17 protein-coding genes are annotated in these 22,980 nt (G+C 55.8%); 4 read left to right on the top strand and 13 right to left on the bottom strand.

Annotated elements, in window-relative coordinates:
• From ACR0EO_RS19250 to rpsL, 4 genes are all read right to left on the bottom strand, one after another.
• Positions 1-91, bottom strand: a 91-nt coding sequence (locus tag ACR0EO_RS19250; protein ID WP_215675807.1) for a GTP-binding protein, incomplete at its 3' end; no start/stop codon positions are given.
• Positions 92-151: 60 nt separating this feature from the next.
• Positions 152-2,269, bottom strand: coding sequence for an elongation factor G (gene fusA / locus ACR0EO_RS19245; RefSeq protein ID WP_480692424.1), 2,118 nt, complete (start codon positions 2,267-2,269; stop codon positions 152-154).
• Between the two features lie 18 nt (positions 2,270-2,287).
• Complete coding sequence (rpsG, locus tag ACR0EO_RS19240) at positions 2,288-2,758, bottom strand: 30S ribosomal protein S7 (protein WP_010441203.1); 471 nt, start codon at positions 2,756-2,758, stop codon at positions 2,288-2,290.
• Positions 2,759-2,773: 15 nt separating this feature from the next.
• A complete protein-coding gene (gene rpsL / locus ACR0EO_RS19235; RefSeq protein WP_005621086.1) occupies positions 2,774-3,145 on the bottom strand; it encodes a 30S ribosomal protein S12 in 372 nt (123 codons plus the stop codon).
• A 396-nt stretch (positions 3,146-3,541) separates the two neighbouring features.
• On the opposite strand from rpsL, the gene ACR0EO_RS19230 reads away from it, so the two are divergent.
• Positions 3,542-4,348 carry a putative rhamnosyl transferase gene (locus ACR0EO_RS19230; RefSeq protein ID WP_480692423.1) on the top strand — a complete coding sequence of 269 codons (807 nt, stop codon included), beginning with the start codon at positions 3,542-3,544 and terminating at the stop codon, positions 4,346-4,348.
• On the opposite strand, the gene ACR0EO_RS19225 is transcribed toward ACR0EO_RS19230, so the two are convergent.
• The gene (locus ACR0EO_RS19225) at positions 4,333-5,202 is read right to left on the bottom strand and encodes a DMT family transporter (RefSeq protein ID WP_480692422.1); all 870 of its coding nucleotides are present in this window, start codon (positions 5,200-5,202) and stop codon (positions 4,333-4,335) included. The genes ACR0EO_RS19230 and ACR0EO_RS19225 overlap by 16 nt on opposite strands.
• A 271-nt stretch (positions 5,203-5,473) precedes the next feature.
• Between ACR0EO_RS19225 and ACR0EO_RS19220 the strand changes: the two genes are divergently transcribed.
• Together ACR0EO_RS19220 and ACR0EO_RS19215 are read left to right on the top strand one after the other, a co-directional pair.
• Positions 5,474-5,857 (top strand): hypothetical protein, encoded by a 384-nt coding sequence (locus tag ACR0EO_RS19220; RefSeq protein WP_480692421.1) that lies wholly within the window; start codon positions 5,474-5,476, stop codon positions 5,855-5,857.
• Positions 5,845-6,558 (top strand): serine hydrolase domain-containing protein, encoded by a 714-nt coding sequence (locus ACR0EO_RS19215; RefSeq protein ID WP_480692420.1) that lies wholly within the window; start codon positions 5,845-5,847, stop codon positions 6,556-6,558. Before ACR0EO_RS19220 ends, ACR0EO_RS19215 begins: the two co-directional genes overlap by 13 nt.
• 132 nt (positions 6,559-6,690) lie before the next feature.
• On the opposite strand, the gene rpoC is transcribed toward ACR0EO_RS19215, so the two are convergent.
• The 5 genes from rpoC to rplJ all read right to left on the bottom strand — a co-directional run bounded on the left by rpoC (position 6,691) and on the right by rplJ (position 19,014).
• Positions 6,691-10,938 (bottom strand): DNA-directed RNA polymerase subunit beta', encoded by a 4,248-nt coding sequence (rpoC, locus tag ACR0EO_RS19210; protein WP_480692419.1) that lies wholly within the window; start codon positions 10,936-10,938, stop codon positions 6,691-6,693.
• A complete protein-coding gene (locus ACR0EO_RS19205; RefSeq protein WP_480692418.1) occupies positions 10,938-13,508 on the bottom strand; it encodes a hypothetical protein in 2,571 nt (856 codons plus the stop codon). Before ACR0EO_RS19205 ends, rpoC begins: the two co-directional genes overlap by 1 nt.
• 143 nt (positions 13,509-13,651) lie before the next feature.
• Positions 13,652-17,791: a DNA-directed RNA polymerase subunit beta gene (gene rpoB / locus ACR0EO_RS19200; RefSeq protein ID WP_480692417.1), complete on the bottom strand. Its 4,140-nt coding sequence runs from the start codon at positions 17,789-17,791 to the stop codon at positions 13,652-13,654.
• A 249-nt stretch (positions 17,792-18,040) separates the two neighbouring features.
• Positions 18,041-18,415 (bottom strand): 50S ribosomal protein L7/L12, encoded by a 375-nt coding sequence (gene rplL / locus ACR0EO_RS19195; protein WP_155142436.1) that lies wholly within the window; start codon positions 18,413-18,415, stop codon positions 18,041-18,043.
• 80 nt (positions 18,416-18,495) lie between these two features.
• The gene (gene rplJ, locus ACR0EO_RS19190; protein ID WP_480692416.1) at positions 18,496-19,014 is read right to left on the bottom strand and encodes a 50S ribosomal protein L10; all 519 of its coding nucleotides are present in this window, start codon (positions 19,012-19,014) and stop codon (positions 18,496-18,498) included.
• Between the two features lie 531 nt (positions 19,015-19,545).
• On the opposite strand from rplJ, the gene ACR0EO_RS19185 reads away from it, so the two are divergent.
• On the top strand, positions 19,546-20,514 hold the full coding sequence (locus ACR0EO_RS19185; protein WP_480692415.1) for a phosphotransferase: 969 nt from the start codon (positions 19,546-19,548) through the stop codon (positions 20,512-20,514).
• A gap of 79 nt (positions 20,515-20,593) precedes the next feature.
• Here the strand turns inward: ACR0EO_RS19185 and rplA are convergent, their stop codons facing one another.
• From rplA to ACR0EO_RS19170, 3 genes are all read right to left on the bottom strand, one after another.
• Positions 20,594-21,292, bottom strand: a complete 699-nt coding sequence (gene rplA / locus ACR0EO_RS19180) for a 50S ribosomal protein L1 (protein WP_480692414.1) — start codon at positions 21,290-21,292, stop codon at positions 20,594-20,596.
• Position 21,293: 1 nt separating this feature from the next.
• Entirely contained in the window at positions 21,294-21,743 is a 450-nt protein-coding gene (gene rplK, locus ACR0EO_RS19175) for a 50S ribosomal protein L11 (RefSeq protein ID WP_010440985.1), read from the bottom strand.
• Between the two features lie 335 nt (positions 21,744-22,078).
• Positions 22,079-22,897, bottom strand: coding sequence for a DUF2189 domain-containing protein (locus ACR0EO_RS19170; protein WP_480692413.1), 819 nt, complete (start codon positions 22,895-22,897; stop codon positions 22,079-22,081).
• Positions 22,898-22,980 lie beyond the last annotated feature (83 nt).

The following is a 22,980-nucleotide window of genomic DNA, read 5'->3' as shown; positions in this document are numbered from 1 at the left end:
CTGCGGTCAGCGTGGTCTTGCCGTGGTCAACGTGGCCAATCGTGCCGATGTTGACGTGCGGTTTTGTACGCTCAAACTTTTCCTTTGCCATGATGGCCTCCTTTTTCGGTAATGAAGGGAGCCCGTGAACCGAGCTCCCTCAAATCTTCGCTTATGCGTATTTCGCCTGGATCTCGTCCGAGATGTTCTGCGGAACCGGATCGTAGTGGTCGAACTGCATGGTGAACTGGGCACGGCCCGACGACATCGAACGCAGAGTGTTGATGTAGCCGAACATGTTCGCCAGCGGAACGAACGCGTCGATCGCGATCGCGTTGCCGCGTGGTTCCTGACCAGATACTTGGCCACGACGCGAGGTCAGGTCGCCGATGATACCGCCGGTGTATTCTTCCGGGGTGATCACTTCGACCTTCATGATCGGTTCCAGCAGCTTCGCGCCAGCTTTGCGCATGCCTTCACGCATACACATCCGCGATGCGATTTCGAACGCCAGAACGCTCGAGTCAACGTCGTGGAACTTACCGTCCAGCAGGGCAACTTTGAAGTCGATCACGGGGAAGCCAGCCAGAGGGCCGCTGTCCATAACCGACTGGATGCCTTTTTCAACACCCGGGATGTATTCCTTCGGAACGGCACCACCAACGATGCGGCTTTCGAACGAGTAACCTTCGCCCGGCTCTGTCGGAGTGATCTCGAGTTTAACCTCACCGAACTGACCCGAACCACCCGACTGTTTCTTGTGGGTGTAGGTGTGCTCGACCGGCATCGAGATGGTTTCACGATAGGCCACCTGAGGTGCACCAATGTTCGCTTCAACCTTGAATTCACGCTTCAGACGGTCAACCAGGATGTCCAGGTGAAGTTCGCCCATACCCTTCATGATGGTCTGACCCGATTCCAGGTCGGTTTCCACACGGAAGGAGGGGTCTTCGGCGGCCAGACGGGCCAGACCCTGGGACATCTTCTCTTGGTCGCCCTTGGTTTTAGGCTCAACCGCGATCTCGATAACCGGATCAGGGAAGGTCATGGTTTCCAGAACCACCGGATCCTTCGCGTCACACAGAGTGTCACCGGTGGTGGTGTCTTTCAGACCCGCCAGCGCGATGATGTCACCTGCAAACGCTTCTTCGATCTCTTCCCGGTTGTTCGAGTGCATCATCATCATACGACCGATGCGCTCTTTCTTACCTTTGGTCGAGTTCAGGATCGAGTCACCTTTGTTCATGGTGCCCGAGTAGATCCGAGTGAAGGTCAACGAGCCAACGAAGGGGTCGTTCATGATTTTGAACGCGAGACCCGAGAAGGCCATGTTGTCGTCTGCACGACGTGCGATGTCACGAACTTCTTCTTCGTCGCCGGGTTTGAAGCCCATGTAATCAACAACGTCCAGCGGGCTGGGCAGATAGTCGATCACAGCGTTGAGCAGAGGCTGAACGCCTTTGTTCTTGAACGCCGAACCACCCAGAACCGGAACGAACGCGATTTCCAGAGTACCTTTGCGCAGCAGGGCGCGCAGGGTCGGAACGTCGGGCTCATTGCCTTCCAGGTATTCCATCATTGCGTCGTCGTCCATTTCGACGGCCGCTTCGATCATCTTGCCGCGCCATTCGTCAGCCATGTCTTTCAGGCTGTCGCGGATCGGAGCTTTGATCCAGCTTGCGCCCAGATCTTCGCCTTGCCACAGCCACTCTTCCATGGTGACCAGGTCGATCAGACCTTCCAGCTCGGACTCGGCACCGATCGGAATACCAACCGGAACAGCACGTGCGCCGGTGCGGTCTTCGATCATGTTGACGCAGTTGAAGAAGTCAGCGCCGATCTTGTCCATTTTGTTGACGAAAACCATACGCGGAACCTTGTAGCGGTCAGCCTGACGCCACACGGTTTCGGTTTGGGGCTCAACACCGGCGTTTGCGTCCAGAACGCAGACGGCACCGTCGAGAACCGCCAGCGAACGCTCAACTTCGATGGTGAAGTCAACGTGGCCGGGGGTGTCGATGATGTTCAGGCGGTGCTTAGGAGTTTCGGCGGTCTGACCGTCCTCGGTGCGCTCCCAGAAAGTGGTGGTCGCAGCCGAAGTGATGGTGATGCCGCGTTCCTGCTCCTGCTCCATCCAGTCCATGGTGGCTGCACCATCGTGCACCTCACCGATGTTGTGGGATTTACCAGTGTAATACAGGATACGCTCCGAGCAGGTAGTTTTACCTGCATCGATGTGCGCCATGATACCGAAGTTACGGTATAGTTCGAGCGGATATTCGCGTGCCATTTTTGATAAGCCTCTGAATTACCAGCGGTAGTGGCTGAAGGCTTTGTTCGCCTCGGCCATCTTGTGGGTGTCTTCGCGCTTCTTCACGGCGGTACCGCGGGACTGTACAGCGTCCAGCAGCTCGCCGGCGAGGCGTTCTTCCATGGTGTTTTCGTTACGGCCACGCGCAGCAGTGATCAGCCAACGGATGGCCAGTGCTTCGCGGCGCTCGGGGCGCACTTCGACCGGAACCTGATAGGTTGCACCACCAACGCGGCGCGAGCGAACCTCGACCGACGGTTTGATGTTGTCGAGCGCTTCGTGGAACACTTCGACAGGAGCGCGCTTTACCTTGTTCTCAACGCGGTCAAACGCGTTGTAAACGATGCGCTCTGCGACCGACTTCTTGCCGTCGATCATCAGGTTGTTCATGAATTTTGTCAGAACCTTGTCGCCAAATTTGGCGTCAGGCAGGACTTCGCGTTTTTCGGCGGCGTGACGACGTGACATATCAGCCTCTCCTTCTTACTTGGGACGCTTCGCGCCGTATTTCGAACGGCGTTGTTTACGGTCTTTAACGCCCTGAGTATCCAGAACACCGCGCAGGATGTGGTAACGCACACCGGGAAGGTCTTTTACACGGCCGCCACGGATCAGAACAACCGAGTGTTCCTGCAGGTTGTGGCTTTCACCTGGGATGTACGAGATGACCTCGAACCCGTTGGTCAGGCGCACCTTGGCAACCTTACGCATAGCCGAGTTCGGCTTCTTAGGCGTGGTGGTGTACACACGGGTGCAAACGCCGCGTTTCTGCGGGCATTGCTCCAGGTGCATGGACTTCGAGCGTTTTACTTTGGGCTGCCGCGGTTTGCGGATCAGCTGTTGAATAGTTGGCATTCCGGTTTCTTCCCCGTTTTGCAACACACATGACATGCACGCGCATTGCGTGCGGTTAAATTTGCTGCACTTATGCGTCCACAAGCGCAAAACCCGCGAGCGTTCCCATTCCGAGGTGAACGTCGCGGTTTGTTATCAGAGGACGCGAACTGCAAAATTGTTCGGGTCTTGACCAGTTCATTACTGAAATCGGTTATGGGGCGGCCCCCGGTACCGAGATGACGCGCGTAATAGGGGGAGTCGGCCCAAGTGTCAACAGTGCACCCCAATGAGTGATCGGCTGACCGGCAGCAAGCGTTTTACCAAGGTGCGTTCCCAGTTTCCAGACCATCAGGCGTTGCGACGGTTCAGGCCTACAGGCATAGTCGGCGAAACAGTCCAAGCCTCGGGTGAAACATGCAAGTCATCGGCCTGTGCCGCTTTTCCTATCCGGCACTCGGCGGGTTTCAGATCGAGCACGAAACGATCGAAGAGCGTAGACGCTATCTCTATAGCCCTGCCCGACTCGAAGAAAGGTTTCGGTTATTTGAAACCAGCACCCTGCCCTGCTTTAAGGAACAGACAGACGAGGATTTTCAGTTTCTCATTGTGACTGGTGAGTGCTTACCCAAACGCGCGCGGGATCGTCTGAACGATCTGACAGCCAACATGAAGCAAGTTCAGATCATCGCGCGTGAACCTGCTCGGCACCGCAAGGTGATGAAACAGGTTTTGAACGCCGCAAAGCACAACCCTGACAAACCTTGCCTGCAATTTCGCCATGACGATGACGACGCCGTCTCGGTGGATTTCATAGAACGTCTGCGCATCGCGGCCAATGAAAGCAACGGGCTGATGGAGAACAACAGAACCGTGGCAATAGACTACAATCAGGGTTTTCTGGCTCGGTTTAACGCAGATGGGATTCAAGCCGCGCAAGTGTTTCGACCTCTGCTGGGAGTTGGCTTTGCCATGCACGTGCGCGGAGGGTGTGACCAGACAATCATGAACTTTGGCCATCATCGGGTTGGGAACTTCATGCCGGTGGTCAGTTACCCCGATGCCCCTATGTGGGTACGAAGCCTAAACCAATTCAACGACTCTCCGCATGCCCGAAAAACCGCAATTAGTCTGTCGCCTCTGACACCAGAACAAGAAGGCGAGTTCATCGCGCGTTTCGCGATTGAACAGGACGCTGTGCGGAAAGCTCACTCAGTCGCATAGCTAGCTCGTTCGCGAAACAGTGTGAACAAACCGGCACCAACGACCAAAGTGGCACCCAACATGGTCACGGCGTCCGGCCAATCTCCAAACACGACCCAACCAAGCCCAAGTGCCCAGATCAGGCTGGAATACCTGAAAGGTGCAATAAAGCCGACATCGCCTTCACGCATGACAAGAACGCTGCACAGATACCCAACCAGTATGAATACCGCAGCGGATGCCACCATAATCCCTTTGCCGGTCGGAACGGGCTCCCAACCAGTTACAGCGGTCGCGATACAAGCGGCCACAGTGATGGATAAGGATGTCGCCAAGGTTACCACCAATGACGGCACATGCACCGACATTCGACGTGTAATTAAATCCCGAACTGTTACCGAAATTACGGCAATCAGTGCGTAAATAGCATAGATACTGAACCCCTCGGGACCGGGACGGACAATCAAAAGCATCCCCGCGAACCCCAGACCAATCGCCAGAATTCGGCGCCAACCGATATGTTCCCGGAAAAACAGAACAGCACCCAGCGTGACCGTCAGCGGCAAAGCCTGAAGAACGGCCGTAACGTTTGCCAACGGCATATGCAGCAGCGCGGTCAAAAAGAAGAACGTCGCAGCGAGTTCGGCCAGACATCGGAATGCCACCAGCCATTTATCATGGGTCGGAAAGTTCAAATGTAGCGCGCCCCAATGACGAGCAAGGAGAAACACCAAAATTGTAGCCACAAAGCCGCGGATCGCCACCATCTGGAACAGTGGGATGTCCTCTCCTGCGACTTTGATCAGCGCATCATTCACTGTAAAGGCGGCCATGCTGCTCATCATCAGCAACGCGCCTTTCACGTTGGGGGTCATAATAACTTTGTCCAAGGTTTTTAATTTAATACTGAAACTATTGGTCCTTTTACGACGCGTAATGTCAACTTTTCTGAGCCTCAAATCGACCCAAGAGATCTCAGTTTCTTTCTAGTTGCTTTTAGCTCTTGGCGAACAATGAACATTGAACGCAAAGTGTCAATTTTCTATTTTTGGATTTCGACCGAGGAGATACTCCAATGTTCACCCGGCGCTTTGTTCTGTCTGGCTAGCTACGTTAAGCTGTCCATTGTCGGTTGCGGCCGAAAAGATGGAACTCAAACCGACTGTTCAGGCTGACGGATGGAGTATCGGAAACCCCAGTGAAGCAGGATTGGACACCAAAGCGCTCTCCGAGCTTGTTGAAAAGATCGATACGGGCTGGGTACCCAATATCCACGCCGTGTTGATTGAACATCGAGGGCTTCTGGTTTTTGAACATTATTGGCCCGGTGAGGATATCAGTGTTACTGGGCCGCTCGGGCATGTCGCGCACGGGCCGACCACCCTGCACGACATTCGGTCGCTCAGCAAAAGTGTAACCTCGCTGCTTTTAGGAATTGCGCCTGGAGAGTCATTCGCCGACGTTCTGAATCGCCCGGTTACCCATTTTTTCCTGAGAGGTCGGGACTTGACGATGGATTGGAAGAGGTAACGCTACACCATGTTCTGACTATGACCGCAGGGATTGAGTGGAATGAAGCTATCCTTCCTTACGACGATGGTCGGAACGATTTTGAACGATACAATTCCTCTGCTGACCCGATCGCATACTTACTTGGTAAAGCGTTAATCGATACGCCGGGCAGCCAGTGGACGTATAACAGCGCGCTGACAGACCTTGTCGGCGCAGTCATCGAAAACCTGACAGGTCAGCCCCTGATCGACTACGCGGATAGGGTACTGTTCGGTCCGCTTGGTATCACTGAATATGAATGGCTCAGGTCAAAAACGTGGCCAGCCGACAGCTTTCCCAGTGCAGGTGCAGGCCTGCGTATGCGGGCGCGAGATCTGGCTAAAATAGCCTCGCTCGTTTTGCATTCGGGAAAGTGGCAAGGTCAGCAAATCGTACCCGTCGAGTGGATTACCACATCGACCGCCCGCCACGTTCAGAACCCTTGGTCACAACCCGGCCCCTTTGGGTATGGCTATTTCTGGTACCCAGGAACAATCAATGACGCTCGAACGCCAATACACGGCAGCCTGGTTATCTATGGAAGCGGGAGTGGCAATCAGGCCATCTTTGTGTTGCCAGACGCGGAACTGACAATCACAGTGCTTGCCGGCAACTACAAAAAGAACAGCCTCGCAGCCGACATACGGATTCTGGGAATCGTAACCCGAGGATTACGCTGAGCCGCCTTTGGCTGTGGTCGCGCACTTGGTCCTATGCCACGTTAGCCCGCTACCCTTAGACACCGACAATCCGATCTTACGAAAAAGGCCCCGCAAATTTCGCAGGGCCTTTCTGATTTCTTGTGGCGTTGCTTACTCGCGGCTTTCCGGAGTTTCCACCATAACGTCCAGCTCGTCGCCAACCATGTCGTCGTCCATCATCGGCGCAGCCAGAGCAGCGGCCGCTTCGGCCTCTTCCCGACGGGCTTCGATTACAACGTTGTCGCGCGACTGGGCAACCTGGCGCACAGCCTGGGTCGCACCACCGGTACCGGCAGGGATCAGGCGACCGACGATGACGTTCTCTTTCAGGCCAACCAGCTTGTCTTTCTTGCCCTGAACCGAAGCTTCGGTCAGCACGCGAGTGGTTTCCTGGAACGACGCCGCCGAGATGAACGAACGCGTCTGCAGCGAGGCTTTGGTAATACCCAAGAGGATCGGCTCGCCCTGTGCCGGACGACCACCGCGCGCGATGGTCTTCTCGTTGGCCGCGTCGAACTCTTGCTTATCGACATGCTCGCCTTTCAGCAGGGTGGTGTCGCCTGAATCCAGGATCTCCCACTTCTGCAGCATCTGGCGCACGATAACCTCGATGTGCTTGTCGTTGATCTTCACGCCCTGCAGACGATAGACGTCCTGCACTTCGTCGATCATGTAATCCGCCAGCGCTTCGACACCCATGATGGACAAGATGTCATGCGGAGCCGGGTTACCGTCCATCAGGTATTCACCCTTCTGGATGAAGTCCCCTTCGGCGACCGGGATGTGCTTGCCCTTGGGTACCATGTACTCGATGGTCTCCATGGACTCGTCAGCCGGTTCGATGCTGATGCGACGCTTGTTCTTATAGTCGCGGCCAAAGCGCACGTAACCATCGGCTTCTGCGATGATCGCGTGATCTTTCGGACGGCGAGCTTCGAACAGTTCGGCCACACGCGGCAGACCACCGGTGATGTCCTTGGTCTTGGCGCCTTCACGCGGGATACGCGCAACAACTTCACCGGCTTCGATCTGCTGACCATCTTCAACAGACAGGATCGCATCCACCGACATCGGATAGTGAACCGGGTTGCCCGCATCGTTGCGGACCGGCTCGCCATCTTCGCCAACCAGAATGATCTCGGGCTTGAGGTCGCTGCCTTTCGGGGCCGCGCGCCAGTCGATCACGATCTTCTGGGTCATGCCGGTTGCATCGTCGGTCTCATCGCGGACAGCGATGCCCGAAACAAGGTCAACGTATTTCGCAGTACCGGCTTTCTCAGCGATGATCGGCAGGGTGTAGGGATCCCATTCGAACAGCTTGTCGCCACGAGCCACCTTGGTGCCATCCTTGACGAACAGCTTGGAACCGTAGCCCAGCTTGTGGCTGGCACGCTCTTCACCGTGCTCGTCCTTGATCACCAGCTTCATGTTCCGGCCCATGACGAGGCTTTCGCCTGCGGCATTGATCAGAATCTGCGGGTTCTCGAACGATACAACACCTTCCTGGCTTGCCTCTTGGAACGACTGCTGACCACCTTGCGCAACACCACCAATGTGGAATGTACGCATGGTCAGCTGTGTACCGGGTTCACCGATTGACTGAGCGGCGATGATGCCGACAGCTTCACCGGTGTTCACCATGGTACCGCGAGCAAGGTCGCGACCGTAGCAAGTTGCACAAACACCTTCCTCAGACTCACAGGTCAGAGGCGAACGAATGCGGGTCGACTGAACGCCAGCTTCGTCGATGGTGTCGGCCATACGCTCGTCGATCAGTTGACCAGCAGCAACGATCACTTCATCAGTACCCGGACGCAGGATATCGTCAGCGGCTACACGACCAAGGATACGCTCGGCCAGCGAGGCAACAACCTCGCCATCGTTTACCGCGGCCTCGGCAGTGATCGCACGCTCGGTGCCACAGTCGATCTCGCGAACGATGCAGTCCTGCGCCACGTCCACCAGACGACGGGTCAGGTAACCCGAGTTCGCCGTCTTCAGAGCGGTATCCGACAGACCCTTACGGGCACCGTGGGTCGAGTTGAAGTACTCGAGAACGGTCAGGCCTTCTTTAAAGTTCGAGATGATCGGCGTCTCGATGATGTCACCGTTCGGCTTGGCCATCAGGCCGCGCATACCGCCTAGCTGTTTCATCTGAGTGACCGAGCCACGCGCACCGGAGTGGGCCATCATGTAGACCGAGTTCGGCTCTTGATCCGACCCGTCTTCAGCCTTGGCAACGTCCGAGATGGTGCTCATCATTGCTTCGGTGACGCGGTCGTTACACTTCGACCAGGCGTCGACGACTTTGTTGTACTTTTCGCCCTGAGTGATCAGGCCGTCCATGTACTGCTGTTCAAAGTCTTTCACCTGGTTGCGGGTGTCATCAACGATGCCCCACTTGTCGCCCGGAATGACCATGTCGTCCTTACCGAACGAGATACCGGCCTTGAACGCTTCTTTGAAGCCCATCGACATGATCTGGTCACAGAAGATAACCGACTCTTTCTGACCGCAGTAACGGTAGACGGTGTCGATCACTTGCTGCACTTCTTTCTTCCGCAGCAGGCGGTTGACCAGATCGAACGGCGCTTTGTTGTTCATCGGCAGCAGAGCACCCAGACGCAGACGGCCTGGAGTGGTTTCATAACGCTTCTGAACTTCGTTGCCTTCGTCGTCGATCTGCGTGATCCGCGCGGTGATCTTGGTGTGCAGGTGCACTTCACCGGAATCCAGCGCGTGCTGAACTTCGTCGATCGAACCAAACACTTTGCCTTCGCCCGGCATGCCTTCGCGTTCGAGGGTCACATAGTACAGACCCAAGATCATATCCTGCGACGGAACGATGATCGGCGCGCCGTTTGCAGGCGACAGAACGTTGTTCGTCGACATCATCAGAACACGTGCTTCCAGCTGGGCTTCAAGGCTCAGCGGGACGTGAACAGCCATCTGGTCACCGTCGAAGTCGGCGTTAAAGGCCGAACAGACCAGTGGGTGCAGCTGGATGGCTTTACCTTCGATCAGGACCGGTTCGAACGCCTGAATGCCAAGACGGTGCAGCGTCGGCGCACGGTTCAGCATGACAGGGTGTTCGCGGATCACCTCATCGAGGATATCCCATACTTCGGGACGCTCTTTCTCGACCAGTTTCTTCGCCTGTTTGACAGTCGAAGACAGACCCTTGGCTTCAAGGCGCGAGTAGATGAACGGCTTGAACAGCTCCAGCGCCATCTTCTTGGGCAGACCACACTGATGCAGTTTGAGCTCCGGACCGGTCACAATGACCGAACGGCCCGAGAAGTCGACGCGCTTACCCAGAAGGTTCTGACGGAAGCGACCCTGCTTACCTTTCAGCATGTCCGACAGTGATTTCAGAGGACGCTTGTTGGCGCCGGTGATCACGCGGCCACGACGGCCGTTGTCGAACAGAGCATCAACGGATTCCTGCAGCATCCGCTTTTCGTTGCGGACGATGATGTCAGGCGCGCGCAGTTCAATCAGACGCTTCAGACGGTTGTTCCGGTTGATCACGCGGCGATACAGATCGTTCAGATCCGAAGTCGCAAAACGACCACCATCCAGCGGAACCAGCGGACGCAGTTCCGGCGGAATGACCGGGATCACAGTCATGACCATCCACTCGGGGCGGTTGCCCGACTCGAGGAACGATTCAACAACCTTCAGGCGCTTGATGATTTTCTTAGGCTTCAGTTCGCCTGTCGCTTCGGCCAGATCAGCACGCAGCTGCTCGGCTTCGGCTTCCAGATCGATCTGGGCCAGCATCTCACGGATAGCTTCAGCACCGATGTTCGCGGTGAACGCGTCCATGCCATAAGCATCCTGCGCGTCCATGTACTCTTCTTCGGTCAGCATCTGGCCATACGACAGGTCGGTCAGACCGGGCTCGATGACGACATAGTTTTCAAAGTACAGAACGCGTTCCAGGTCGCGCAGTGTCATATCCAGCATCAGGCCGATGCGGGACGGCAGCGACTTCAGGAACCAGATGTGTGCAACAGGTGCTGCCAGTTCGATGTGACCCATACGTTCACGGCGGACTTTCTGCAGGGTGACTTCCACACCGCATTTCTCGCAGACTACGCCGCGATACTTCATCCGCTTATATTTGCCGCACAGACATTCGTAGTCTTTGATCGGGCCAAAGATACGCGCACAGAACAGGCCGTCACGTTCGGGCTTGAACGTCCGGTAGTTGATGGTTTCAGGTTTCTTGATCTCACCATAGGACCAAGACAGAATCCGTTCAGGGCTGGCCAGCGAGACCTTGATCTCGTCGAATACTTTCGGCGGGGTCAGCGGGTTGAAAGGATTGTTTCCTTGAGTCAATTCCTGGTTCATCACAGGTCTCCAGCAGGTTTGGCCGTCTCGGGTGCTTTGGCATTCAGCCCACGCTTGCGCTCCTTACGCGCTTTAACGTGATCTGAAAAAGCTGTCAGGCCATATTTCAATCGGGCAATTTTCAAGTTGTCGACCCCGCAATACTCTTTTCGTAGTTGCGAGGCGATCGGAGAGGGCGGAAAGTCAGGTTGCGTTACGGCAAGGTGGTTCAGTTTGCCACGAACAAAGAAACCATCCTGAACCGTAGGCCACCCGTTTAGTTGCATATAGTGGGTATGCGGATTTTCTTCCAGTTGGTGCTCAAAACCCCATGGGTCCGTTATTCCGGCCTCCAGTTTTCGTTCAGCCATCCAGATAAGGTGATCAATGTTCCAAATCGCGGTCACCAGAGAGTTGGGGGCTTCCCAATCCCTGCGCATCGGAGCAAGCTCAACACCCGGTCCAATGAACGTCGGTGCCGAGGCACGATCAAAGGTCCAGCTGAAGTCTCCTGGCCACGGGAACAAAGTGTATTTCAGATCGTGCTCGCGCACTTTCCGCATAGCCGTTTCGATCATTCGGGTATCGACAGGCGCCAACGGACAAAGGTCTTCCAACATCAAAAAGATATGCCGGGTCGAAGGCTTTTCTTCTTTGATCTTACGCGCGGACGCCAGCAGCAGCTCGACAAAAGACATGTCCTTGAACCGCATGACACCCGGTACGTCCAGATCACCGTCTGTCGCGACGATGCATTCAGGGCGTCCCGGCCAGAACATTTCCATGGTCTTCAAGATCGCTGGAACATAGTGTTCGTTGCGCGAATACGTGGAGATCAGAAGCACAGTATCTTTAAACGCATCTGATGGTTCTTTCGCAGCATTGCGTTCGGCAATCCGCTTCATCATCTTTTTACGTTCTGCGCCTTTGGTCAAATGCCGCGTCACTTTGGAAACCGCGTATTTTTTACGTGCTTTCCGTAGGTTGTCCGCACCACAGTAGTTCGTGCGCAACTGCGTCAGTAAAGGCGATGGCGGGAAGTAGGTCCGCGTTACTGCCTTTGGGTTAATCTGACCGTCGTCGAGGAACCCTCCATCCAGCATGGGCCATCCGAACTGTTGCATATAGTGAACAGAAGGATCGTCCGGCACCGGGTGCTGGAACCCACGCTCGTCGTCAATCCAAGCTTCCATCTTGGCATCGATCAGCCATTGCAGATGATCGATATCCCAGATCGCGGGTCCGACGGCGTTTATGGTTTCCCAAGTCGCTCGCATAGCGTCCAGCTTGAGAGATCCCGCCGTTACAGATGGTCCGGCCTGGGCGTCCAGTGCGACCTCAAAATTGCCGGGCCACTGAAACAACACATACTTCAAGCCTTTTTCAATGACCCGTGCCATCGCGGTTTGGACCATCAACGTGTCAACCGGCCCCAGAGGGCAGCAAACATCCGGCATCAAGAAGATATGGCGCGTGTTCGGCCGATCCTTCCGAACTCGACTGACTGCACTGGAGAGCTTTTGCAGGAATGTGTCCTCTGCAAAGCGCAGAGTGTGTTCGTCTTCCAGCTCACCATTAGTCGCCACCACGCAATCCGGGTGACCTGGCCAATGCAGGTCAAGCGTATCGCGGATTGCCGGGATGTACTGTTCAGTTTCGGCTTCGGTCAGAACAAGCAGGACAGTGTCGTTGTAAACATCAGCAGAACCGTCTGCTGGACTCCACAGAGCGGTTTCTGCCGCAACTTTGCGCGATTTCTGCTTTTTCCTAAGACCACGTGTTGCCTTGGCAATCCCGTACTTCTTGCGGGCTTTGCCAAAGTCATCCACACCGCAGTATTCAATGCGGAGTTTCGAAACCAGTGGGGACTCAGGGAAGTACGGTCTGGTCACGGCTTTTGGGTTCACTTGGCCGTTAACCAAGAAACCGCCGTCCAACGTCGGCCACCCCTCTTGCTGCATGTAATGCACGACCGAGTCGTCCGGCACAGGGTCCGCGAAACGTTCAGCATCGTGCACCCATGCGCCCATCTTCACGTCGATCACCGACAACAGGTGATCGATTTCCCAGATTGCCGGCGCGAGAGAATTGACGCCTTTCCGGCTCGGCGACATCGCCTGCAGGTTTACGCCCTCTGCCGTAACCGACGGAGCGGCTTCGGGGTCCAAAGCGCTGTCAAAGTTGCCCGGCCATTGGAACAAAGCAAACTTAAGATCCTGAGCGCATACCGCACCCATCGCCGTCTCGACCATAGCCGTATCTACGGGCCCCAAGGGGCAGTAAACATCCTGCATCAGAAAGACGTAACGCGCAGTAGGTTGTTCCGCTTGGATCTTTCGTACCGCCCCATCCAGTTTCTGAAGGAACGTCTTGCCCGGAAAACTGAAGGCTGCGGTGTCGTCCAAAGTGCCGTCTGTTGTGACGAAACATTTGGGATGGCCCGGCCAAAATTGGTCCAAGTTCTCGCGGATCGCCGGGACATATTTCTGGCTCTCTGCTTCGGTCACGACAAGAAGCACCGTATCCTTGAATACGGTGGCAACTCCCGTGGAAGAGAGCGCAGAACCAGTTACACGAGGAGAATCCGTCACTTTGCAACCCTCTGGGCGGGCGCGGCAGAACGGTTTCCGAACTGGTTTATGAACATGTCATGGCTCATTCAGAACCCTCATGATCAGGAGAGAAAGGATGGGCCAGTGGCCCATCCCGTAAGACGCGGGGAAAAGGTTAAGCCTTAACCTTCGTCCTCAACTGCATCCAGAAGCTCCATGTTCAGGCCAAGGCCACGGACTTCTTTAACCAGAACGTTGAACGATTCCGGTACGCCCGCTTCAAAGTTGTCCTCGCCTTTGACGATCGACTCATAGACCTTGGTCCGGCCGGCGACGTCATCCGATTTAACGGTGAGCATCTCCTGCAGGGTGTAGGCGGCGCCGTAAGCTTCCAGAGCCCAGACTTCCATCTCACCAAAGCGCTGACCACCGAACTGCGCCTTACCACCCAACGGCTGCTGGGTAACCAGGCTGTACGGCCCGGTCGAACGCGCGTGGATCTTGTCATCCACCAGGTGGTGCAGTTTCAGCAGGTACTTGATGCCCACGGTCACCGGACGTGCGAATTGCTCACCGGTACGACCGTCGAACAGAACCGACTGACCGCTTTCCGAGAAGCCTGCACGCACCAGCGCGTCGTTGACGTCTGCCTCTTTGGCACCGTCGAAGACCGGGGTAGCGATCGGAACACCGCGGGTCACGTTGCCCGCAGCCTCGATCAGGCCATCCTCGTCCAGATCGGTGATGCCTTCCTCGTAGACATTCTCGCCATAGGCCAGCTTCATCGCTTCGCGCACCGGGGTCAGGTCGCCGGAACGACGGTATTCACCCAGAGCGTCATCGATGTTCAGACCCAGACCGCGCGCGGCCCAACCCATGTGGGTTTCAAGGATCTGACCAACGTTCATACGCGAAGGAACGCCCAGCGGGTTCAGACAGAAGTCAACCGGGGTACCATCGGCCAGGAACGGCATGTCTTCCATCGGAACAACCTTGGAGATTACACCTTTGTTCCCGTGACGACCGGCCATCTTATCGCCCGGCTGCAGCTTACGCTTCACGGCGATGAAGACTTTGACCATCTTCATCACACCCGGCGGCAGGTCGTCGCCACGACGGACCTTCTCGACCTTGTCTTCGAAACGTGCGTCCAGAGCACGCTTTTGCACTTCGTACTGCTCGTTCAGAGCCTCAACGATCTGTGCGTCCTGCTCACCTTCCAGCGCCAGCTGCCACCACTGACCACGGGTCAGGGTTTCCAGCAGTTCCTCGGTGATTACCGACCCTGCCTTAACGCCTTTCGGGCCTTTGACAGCGGTTTTACCTAGGATCAGGCCTTGCAGGCGCGCATAGATGTTGCGGTCAAGAATCGCCAGCTCGTCGTCCCGGTCACGGGCCAGACGTTCGACTTCCTCACGCTCGATCTGCAACGCACGCTCGTCTTTCTCGACACCGTGACGGTTGAAGACGCGGACTTCCACGACCGTACCGTAATCGCCCGGCTTCACACGCAGCGAGGTGTCGCGCACGTCAGATGCTTTTTCACCAAAGATGGCGCGCAGCAGCTTTTCTTCCGGGGTCATCGGGCTTTCGCCCTTCGGAGTGATCTTTCCGACCAGAATATCGCCCGGCTCAACATCCGCACCGATGTAAACGATGCCAGCCTCGTCGAGGTTACGCAGCGCTTCTTCACCGACGTTCGGGATGTCGCGGGTGATCTCTTCCGGACCCAGCTTGGTGTCACGGGCGGCGACTTCGAATTCCTCGATATGAACCGAGGTAAAGACGTCGTCACGCGCAATACGTTCCGAGATCAGGATCGAGTCTTCGTAGTTGTAACCGTTCCAAGGCATGAACGCGACGACCACGTTCTTACCCAGAGCCAGTTCACCCATGTCGGTCGACGGACCATCGGCAATGACTTCGCCCTTCTGGACGGTGTCACCTACCTTGATCAGCGGACGCTGGTTGATGCAGGTGTTCTGGTTCGAACGCTGGAACTTGCGCAGACGATAGATGTCAACGCCAGCATCGCCCAGTTCCAGATCTTCGGTGGCGCGGATAACGATACGCTGGGCATCGACCTGGTCGATGATACCGGCGCGTTTCGCTTGAATCGCAGCACCCGAGTCGATCGCAACCTTTTCCTCGATACCGGTACCAACCAGCGGCGCTTCGGCGCGCAGCAGCGGAACCGCCTGACGTTGCATGTTCGAGCCCATCAGAGCGCGGTTGGCGTCGTCATTTTCAAGGAACGGGATCAGCGATGCAGCTACTGATACCAGCTGTTTCGGCGACACGTCGATGAGGTCAACATTCTCGCGCGGGGCGAGGGTGTAGTCACCGGCCTGACGGGTCGACACCAGATCGTTGATGAACTTGCCATCAGCGTCCAGAGTCGCGTTCGCCTGCGCCACGGTGTGACGCATTTCCTCGGTCGCGGACATGTAATGAACCTCATCGGTCACCTCAGCGTCTTTGACAACGCGGTAGGGTGTTTCAATGAAGCCATACTTGTTCACGCGGGCGAAGGTGGCCAGCGAGTTGATCAGACCGATGTTCGGGCCTTCCGGCGTTTCAATCGGGCACATCCGGCCGTAGTGGGTCGGGTGAACGTCGCGAACCTCAAAGCCCGCACGCTCACGTGTCAGACCACCGGGGCCAAGCGCCGAGAGACGGCGTTTGTGGGTGACTTCCGATAGCGGGTTGGTCTGGTCCATGAACTGCGACAGCTGCGACGAGCCAAAGAATTCACGAACAGCAGCAGCAGCCGGTTTCGCGTTGATCAGGTCCTGAGGCATAACGGTGTCGATCTCGACCGACGACATACGCTCTTTGATCGCGCGCTCCATACGCAGCAGGCCAACGCGGTACTGGTTTTCCATCAGTTCGCCTACCGAACGCACACGACGGTTGCCGAGGTGGTCGATATCGTCCACGTCGCCTTTGCCGTCACGCAGTTCCACCAGCGCCTTGATGCAGGCCACGATGTCTTCGCGGCGCAGGGTGCGCAGGGTGTCCGGCGCATCCAGAGCCAGACGCATGTTCATTTTCACGCGACCAACAGCCGACAGGTCATAACGCTCGCTGTCGAAGAACAGGGTGTCGAACAGGGCCGACGCAGCTTCGACGGTGGGCGGCTCGCCTGGACGCATGACGCGGTAGATGTCCATCAGCGCGCTTTCGCGGCCCATGTTCTTGTCCTGCGCCATGGTATTGCGCATGTACGGGCCGACGTTGACGTTGTCGATGTCCAGAACCGGAATATCGGTGACGCCTGCGTCGATCAGTTCTTTGACGGTACCGCCAATCAAATCGCCGTCTTTGTCGTATTCCAGAGTCAGCTCATCACCGGCTTCGACGTAGATCGCACCGGTTTCTTCGTTGATGATATCCTTGGCGACATACTTGCCAACGATATGATCGAACGGAACCAGAAGGTCGGTTACAACGCCTTCGTCGATCAACTTCTTAACCGCGCGCGGAGTAACTTTCTTGCCAGCTTCGGCAATCACTTCACCGGATTTCGCATCGATCAAATCATAGGTCGGACGGGTGCCGCGCACACGCTCGGGGAAGAACGGCGTGACCCAACCCTTCTTCTTGTCCAGCTTGTAAGACACGGTGTTGTAATACGCGTCCATGATCGCTTCCTGATCCAGACCCAGCGCATAAAGCAGGGTTGTCACAGGCAGCTTACGACGACGGTCGATACGGGCGAACACGATGTCTTTGGCGTCGAACTCAAAGTCCAGCCAGCTGCCGCGATACGGGATGATGCGGCAGGCAAACAGCAGTTTACCCGAGGAATGGGTCTTGCCCTTGTCGTGGTCAAAGAACACACCGGGCGAACGGTGCATCTGGGACACGATCACGCGCTCGGTACCGTTCACAATGAACGTACCGTTGGGTGTCATCAGGGGCATGTCGCCCATGAACACGTCCTGTTCTTTGATGTCTTTGACCGACTTTGCACCAGTGTCTTCGTCAACATCAAACACGATCAGACGCAGAGTGACCTTCAGCGGCGCGCTGTAGGTCATGTCGCGCTGCATGCACTCTTCGACGTCGTACTTGGGTTTTTCCAGATCGTATTTCACGAACTCCAGAACGGAGGTTTCGTTGAAATCCTTGATCGGGAAAACCGACTGGAACACACCTTTGATGCCTTCGCCGTCAGTGGGCTGCTCTGCATCGCCGGAGCGCAGGAAAAGATCATAAGAAGATTTCTGGACCTCAATGAGGTTCGGCATCTCCAGCACTTCGCGGATTTTGCCGTAATATTTACGAAGACGTTTCTGGCCAAGGAACGTTTGAGCCATGTCAGATGTCACCTTTCGATGTTCTCAGCGGGCAAAGACACCGTCGGGCCCCGGCGCCTTGCACATTCGAGACGACACGTCCGGATCAATTCATGGCCACCGTCCCGAAGGCAGCCTCCCGATCCGCGAACCGCGTCTAAGAAAACGCCTCATCTATGAGGCCCTTTCTAAGACAGGTTCGGCTGGACCCGGATTTCTCCGGACCCAGCCAAATTCTACAGTGCATCAGCGATGCACCAGAGACTAAGCTTAGGCCAGCTCGACTTCGGCGCCAGCTGCTTCCAGCTTGCCTTTGATGTCTTCTGCTTCTGCTTTGTCTACGCCTTCTTTGATCTTGCCGCCGGCTTCGACCAGTTCCTTGGCTTCTTTCAGGCCCAGGCCGGTGATGCCACGAACTTCTTTGATGACGTTGATTTTCGATGCGCCGGCGTTCTTCAGAACGACGTCGAATTCGGTTTTTTCTTCCTCAGCTGCGCCGCCGGCGTCGCCGCCTGCTGCAACCATTACGGCGCCGCCAGCTGCGGGCTCGATGCCGTACTCGTCTTTGAGGATGGTTTTCAGTTCTTGTGCTTCCAGCAGGGTCAGACCCACGATGCTTTCTGCGAGTGCTTTCAGATCAGCCATTGTATTAGCTCTTTCCGTTTTACAGTGTGTGTTCCAACGTCAGGGCATATGCCCCACGCAGATCATTCAGTGCCAACCGCTTACGCAGCTTCCGCCTTCTCTTCGATGGTGGAAAGGATGCTTGCGATGTTGCTTGCAGGTGCGCCAATCGCGCCGGCGATGTTCGAAGCAGGTGCGCCAATGCAGCCAACGATCGAGGCAATAAGCTCATCGCGGGACGGCATTTTCGAAACTGTTTCGACGCCTTTGCGGTCCAGAGCGTTCTCACCCATTGCACCACCAAGAATTTCAAAATTCTTGTTATCCTTGGCGAAGTCCTCGGCCACCTTGGCTGCTGCCACGGGGTCCTCGGAATAGGTCAGAACGGTCATCCCTGTCAGCAGGTCGGCCATGCTTTCACACGGCTTACCCTCAAGGGCGATTTTGGCGAGCCTGTTCTTGGCAACACGCACGGAGCCACCCGCGTCACGAGCACGTGCGCGAAGGTCCTGCATCTCGGCAACTGTCAGACCGGCGTAGTGAGCAACCACTACGACGCCAGAGCTTTCGAAGATTTGGCCGAGTTCCTCGACCACTTTCTCTTTCTGGGCTCTATCCACAGTTCTCTCCAAGTTAGGGGTGATACCTCACCCCGGCTCATATTTGCCGCGGTCGAAACCCCGGCGTTCAGGTCCGTTGTTACGGGATGGGCCAAAATTCGCCCGAGGATCGTGACCCTCAGAATTCTTTGGTCTTACCCGTCTCAGGCAGGGAATTAAGGGGCCAAATGGACCCACCCACCGTCTTGGACGAAACGAAAGAAAGCGCACGACGAATCGCACGCTTTACTCCGCAGGTCTTCTTAGGGCAGTTGGAGGAGGTTTCCAAGAGGTAAAATACCACATTGAGAAACGGGCAGAGAGGGAAAAACTCTAAGCCCGACTTCCATTGTTTACGAACACTACCTTGGTGCCTGAAGCCAAGTAAACAGTTTCACGAAGCAAAAGTTCGGCAGACAGATACTCCACCCCAAACCGGAACACCTACGGCCTACATCCATCATCTTCCGATCGTTGACATGCAACCTCAACTGAGGTCCTTTCGACCCGCGAAACATTGATGACCTTAATAGCCAACGCACGCTCGAAAACATGTTACCCTTATCCGATGCCGAAAATGATTTCGCTAGCGCTTGCGTGGCCGAGTTTTCCCAACAGCATTCTTCAGGCGTTGCACTATCGTTCGAGTGCATTTACCGGTCTCACGATTTCTCCGATACCCGGCTGGTACTGAAGGTCACATCGCCATCGCAGAACTATGCGTTGAAAATTGACACGGAGTCGCCCGAAACCGGTCGGCTTCAAAAAGAGTTCACCCTGCTGCGCGACTTGTGCAAACACTTTTCGAAGACTGGGTCGTCCCGCGCAATTCAACCGATCTACCTGTCACCGTCCCATACTTTTTTCGTGACAGAATTCATTGATCGCCCGACCGCTGTTGATATCGTCCACAACAGCTCGGACGATGATCAGGTTGCCCAAGTGTACCGGCGCGCCGGTGCATGGCTGCATGACTTTCATAGCTTTCGACCCTCCAAAGAGTACGGGTTTCGACCGCGCTGGATGACAGAAAGCATCCAAGACCTGTTGCACGCTGTGCCACCGGATATTCTTGGAATGGGACAGCCTATGGCCGACGAACTGGAAAAGACGGCGCATTTTCTGAAGGGCATTCCAGAAACCCAGGTGTTTGCGCACGGAGATTTCCATGGTCAGAACCTGATAGTAGGTCAGGGAGAGATGATTGGACTAGATTTCACCGAAGCCCGCGAAAAACTAGCCGTGTATGACATAGTAGACTTTCTGAAGTCAGACATCTTTCGCGATGCGAACGACGGTGAAGTCGACCAAAGCGGTATACTCAGAAAAAACAAAGCCATGTTCTTCCGGCGCTACCGCCACCCAATCAACATGGATATTCTGGATTTCTGTATTCGGGGACGCATTCTGAAAGATTGGCTTGATCTGTGTCGAACAGATCGGGTCTGCAGTGTATATGAAGATTTCCGACGGACGCGTCTAAGGATGCGCCTGGAAACCGCATTTCGGAACGCAACCTAGTCGCTTCGGACTGTCGACAAGAAAAAACCCGAGCGGAATGCACCGCCCGGGTTTTCTAATCTAAAGAGTTGCTTTGGACTTATTCGCCCGCAGCAGCCGCTACGTCCAGAGTCACACCCGGGCCCATTGTCGAGCTCAGAGCGATCTTTTTCATGTAGGTGCCTTTGGCGCCCGACGGCTTTGCTTTAGCAACGGCCGAGACGAAAGCACGAACGTTTTCAGCCAGCTTGGCTTCGTCGAACGACGCTTTGCCAACACCGGCGTGCACAACGCCGCCTTTTTCCGCCTTGAACTGAACTTCGCCACCTTTGGCTGCTTCCACGGCCGCTTTCACGTCCATGGTCACAGTGCCAACTTTGGGGTTCGGCATCAGGTTGCGCGGGCCCAGAACTTTACCCAGACGACCAACGATTGGCATCATGTCCGGGGTTGCGATGCAGCGATCGAATTCGATGGTGCCGCCCTGAATGGTTTCCATCAGGTCTTCTGCGCCAACGATATCTGCGCCAGCTTCTTTTGCTTCGTCAGCTTTCGGGCCACGAGCAAAAACAGCAACGCGCATCGCTTTACCGGTGCCGTTCGGCAGGCCGACAACGCCACGAACCATCTGGTCTGCGTGACGAGTGTCAACGCCCAGGTTCAGAGCGATTTCGATGGTCTCGTCGAATTTCGAGGTTGCGTTGGCTTTTACCAGGGCAACAGCTTCTTCAACCGACAGGTTTTCCTTGCCAGCGATAGCTTCGCGCGCGGCGCGGGTACGTTTACCGAGTTTTGCCATCTTACTTCACCTCGATGCCCATGGAGCGGGCCGAGCCCAGGATGATCTGCATTGCGCCTTCGACGTCGTTGGCGTTCAGATCTTTCATTTTGGCTTCGGCGATTTCACGAACCTGCTTCGAGGTCACGGTTGCCACGGTCTCACGACCTGGGTTTTCCGCGCCACGGGGGCGATTACGCTTACCAACCGGCTTCAGACCAGCTGCTTTTTTCAGGTAGTAAGACGCGGGCGGCGTCTTGATGTCCATGGTGAAGGACTTGTCCTGATAGTAGGTGATCACGGTCGGGCACGGAGCGCCGGGCTCCATGTCTGCGGTCTTGGCGTTGAACGCCTTGCAGAATTCCATGATGTTGATGCCGCGCTGACCCAGCGCCGGACCAACTGGCGGCGACGGGTTCGCCTGACCTGCAGGAACCTGCAGTTTCATTGTACCAGCAAGCTTCTTGGCCATTTGGTTTTCCTTTCAACTTAGGTGAAACGCGTTCCACCCAGATTATGTTGCGTGGTCCGATCCGGGATCGCGATCCCAGCAACCTCCCACGAGAGAATCTCGCCCGAAGACGATAGGGGCGGCATTTACAGGGGATCACAGGGGTTGGCAAGTGGCCGACTGCACAATCTCAGGCACCCATTTCGCAAGTAAACTGAGCGCCGTTATCCTGAACTTGGCGGGCAGCCGGTAAAGCAAAGCTGTCTAGTTCTCCATGAGATTACGCTTCGCGTTCACACACATGCCTTTTCGCCAACGTCGACGCAAGAGCGTCCTTGCCCGTTGCTTGTGACAAATCATCCCTCTGCAGGAGGAACGGCCCGTTGATAGAGGTGCCATGTGGTATGGCCAAGTATCGGCAGCGTGAAAATCAGACCCAAAAACGCCGGAACCAGCGACAGCAGCATAGTAACCGAGATGATCGCCGCCCAACTGAGCATAACCACCGGGTTTTCCGAGACGACACGAATGGACGTTAACATGGCGGACACGAAATTGGTTTCCCGGTCCAGCAACATAGGCATGGCAACGACGGTGACTGTAAACAACACGGCCGAAAGAAATGCGCCCACGCAGGTGCCAACGGCAAGAAACGTCCAACCCTGCGGAGTAAAGAATACGGTGTTCAAAAACCCGTCAAAATCCGAGAAGGATGCATTCTGCAAAATAATCGCCAGCCAAAGGCGAACCTGGTAAATCCACACCCAGAAAATGAACAGGGTGACAAAAGCCATCCAGCCCATTTCACGTTTGCTTTGGTCAGCCATCACAGTGAGGATGTCCGACCAACCGAAACTCTCTCCCGTTTGCAAGCGGCGAGACATCTCATAAAGCCCCGCGGCAGCAAAAGGCGCGACCAGCGGAAAACCGACAATAGCGGGAATGATCATCCAGATCTTGCCAAGCCAGACCAAGCTCCAAACCAGCAAGATCCCGAAAACCGCATAAAAGAGGCCAAAAAAGCCACTCATGACGGGGCGAGCCAGAAAGTCGGAAAAGCCAGCTTTCAACGAAGCGATAATATCATCCGAAGTTATCCTGTTGACCTCAGGTACAGCCGTCTGCTGCGGCGTCGGATTGTCCGGCGGTGTGGAACCTTCGCTTTTGGATGTCATAACACGCTCCTCCCAAAGCATGGCACCGATCTGGTCCATTTGCCAACAGACCAAGCGGTAAAACAGACATCGCGCTTCCGAGG

The sequence above is a fragment of the Ruegeria sp. BE9 genome (assembly GCF_056538765.1).
Note: the sequence above shows the minus strand (reverse complement) of the source record. Positions and strands in the feature narration are given on the sequence as shown.

Coding starts and splice junctions, on each gene's coding strand:
- rplA (WP_480692414.1), bottom strand. CDS start 21,292: ATGGCAAAACTCGGTAAACGTACCCGCGCCGCGCGCGAAGCTATCGCT.
- ACR0EO_RS19185 (WP_480692415.1), top strand. CDS start 19,546: ATGTTACCCTTATCCGATGCCGAAAATGATTTCGCTAGCGCTTGCGTG.
- rpsG (WP_010441203.1), bottom strand. CDS start 2,758: ATGTCACGTCGTCACGCCGCCGAAAAACGCGAAGTCCTGCCTGACGCC.
- ACR0EO_RS19230 (WP_480692423.1), top strand. CDS start 3,542: ATGCAAGTCATCGGCCTGTGCCGCTTTTCCTATCCGGCACTCGGCGGG.
- rplK (WP_010440985.1), bottom strand. CDS start 21,743: ATGGCCAAGAAGCTTGCTGGTACAATGAAACTGCAGGTTCCTGCAGGT.
- rplL (WP_155142436.1), bottom strand. CDS start 18,415: ATGGCTGATCTGAAAGCACTCGCAGAAAGCATCGTGGGTCTGACCCTG.
- rpsL (WP_005621086.1), bottom strand. CDS start 3,145: ATGCCAACTATTCAACAGCTGATCCGCAAACCGCGGCAGCCCAAAGTA.
- rpoC (WP_480692419.1), bottom strand. CDS start 10,938: ATGAACCAGGAATTGACTCAAGGAAACAATCCTTTCAACCCGCTGACC.
- ACR0EO_RS19220 (WP_480692421.1), top strand. CDS start 5,474: ATGGAACTCAAACCGACTGTTCAGGCTGACGGATGGAGTATCGGAAAC.
- fusA (WP_480692424.1), bottom strand. CDS start 2,269: ATGGCACGCGAATATCCGCTCGAACTATACCGTAACTTCGGTATCATG.
- ACR0EO_RS19170 (WP_480692413.1), bottom strand. CDS start 22,897: ATGACATCCAAAAGCGAAGGTTCCACACCGCCGGACAATCCGACGCCG.
- ACR0EO_RS19225 (WP_480692422.1), bottom strand. CDS start 5,202: ATGACCCCCAACGTGAAAGGCGCGTTGCTGATGATGAGCAGCATGGCC.
- rpoB (WP_480692417.1), bottom strand. CDS start 17,791: ATGGCTCAAACGTTCCTTGGCCAGAAACGTCTTCGTAAATATTACGGC.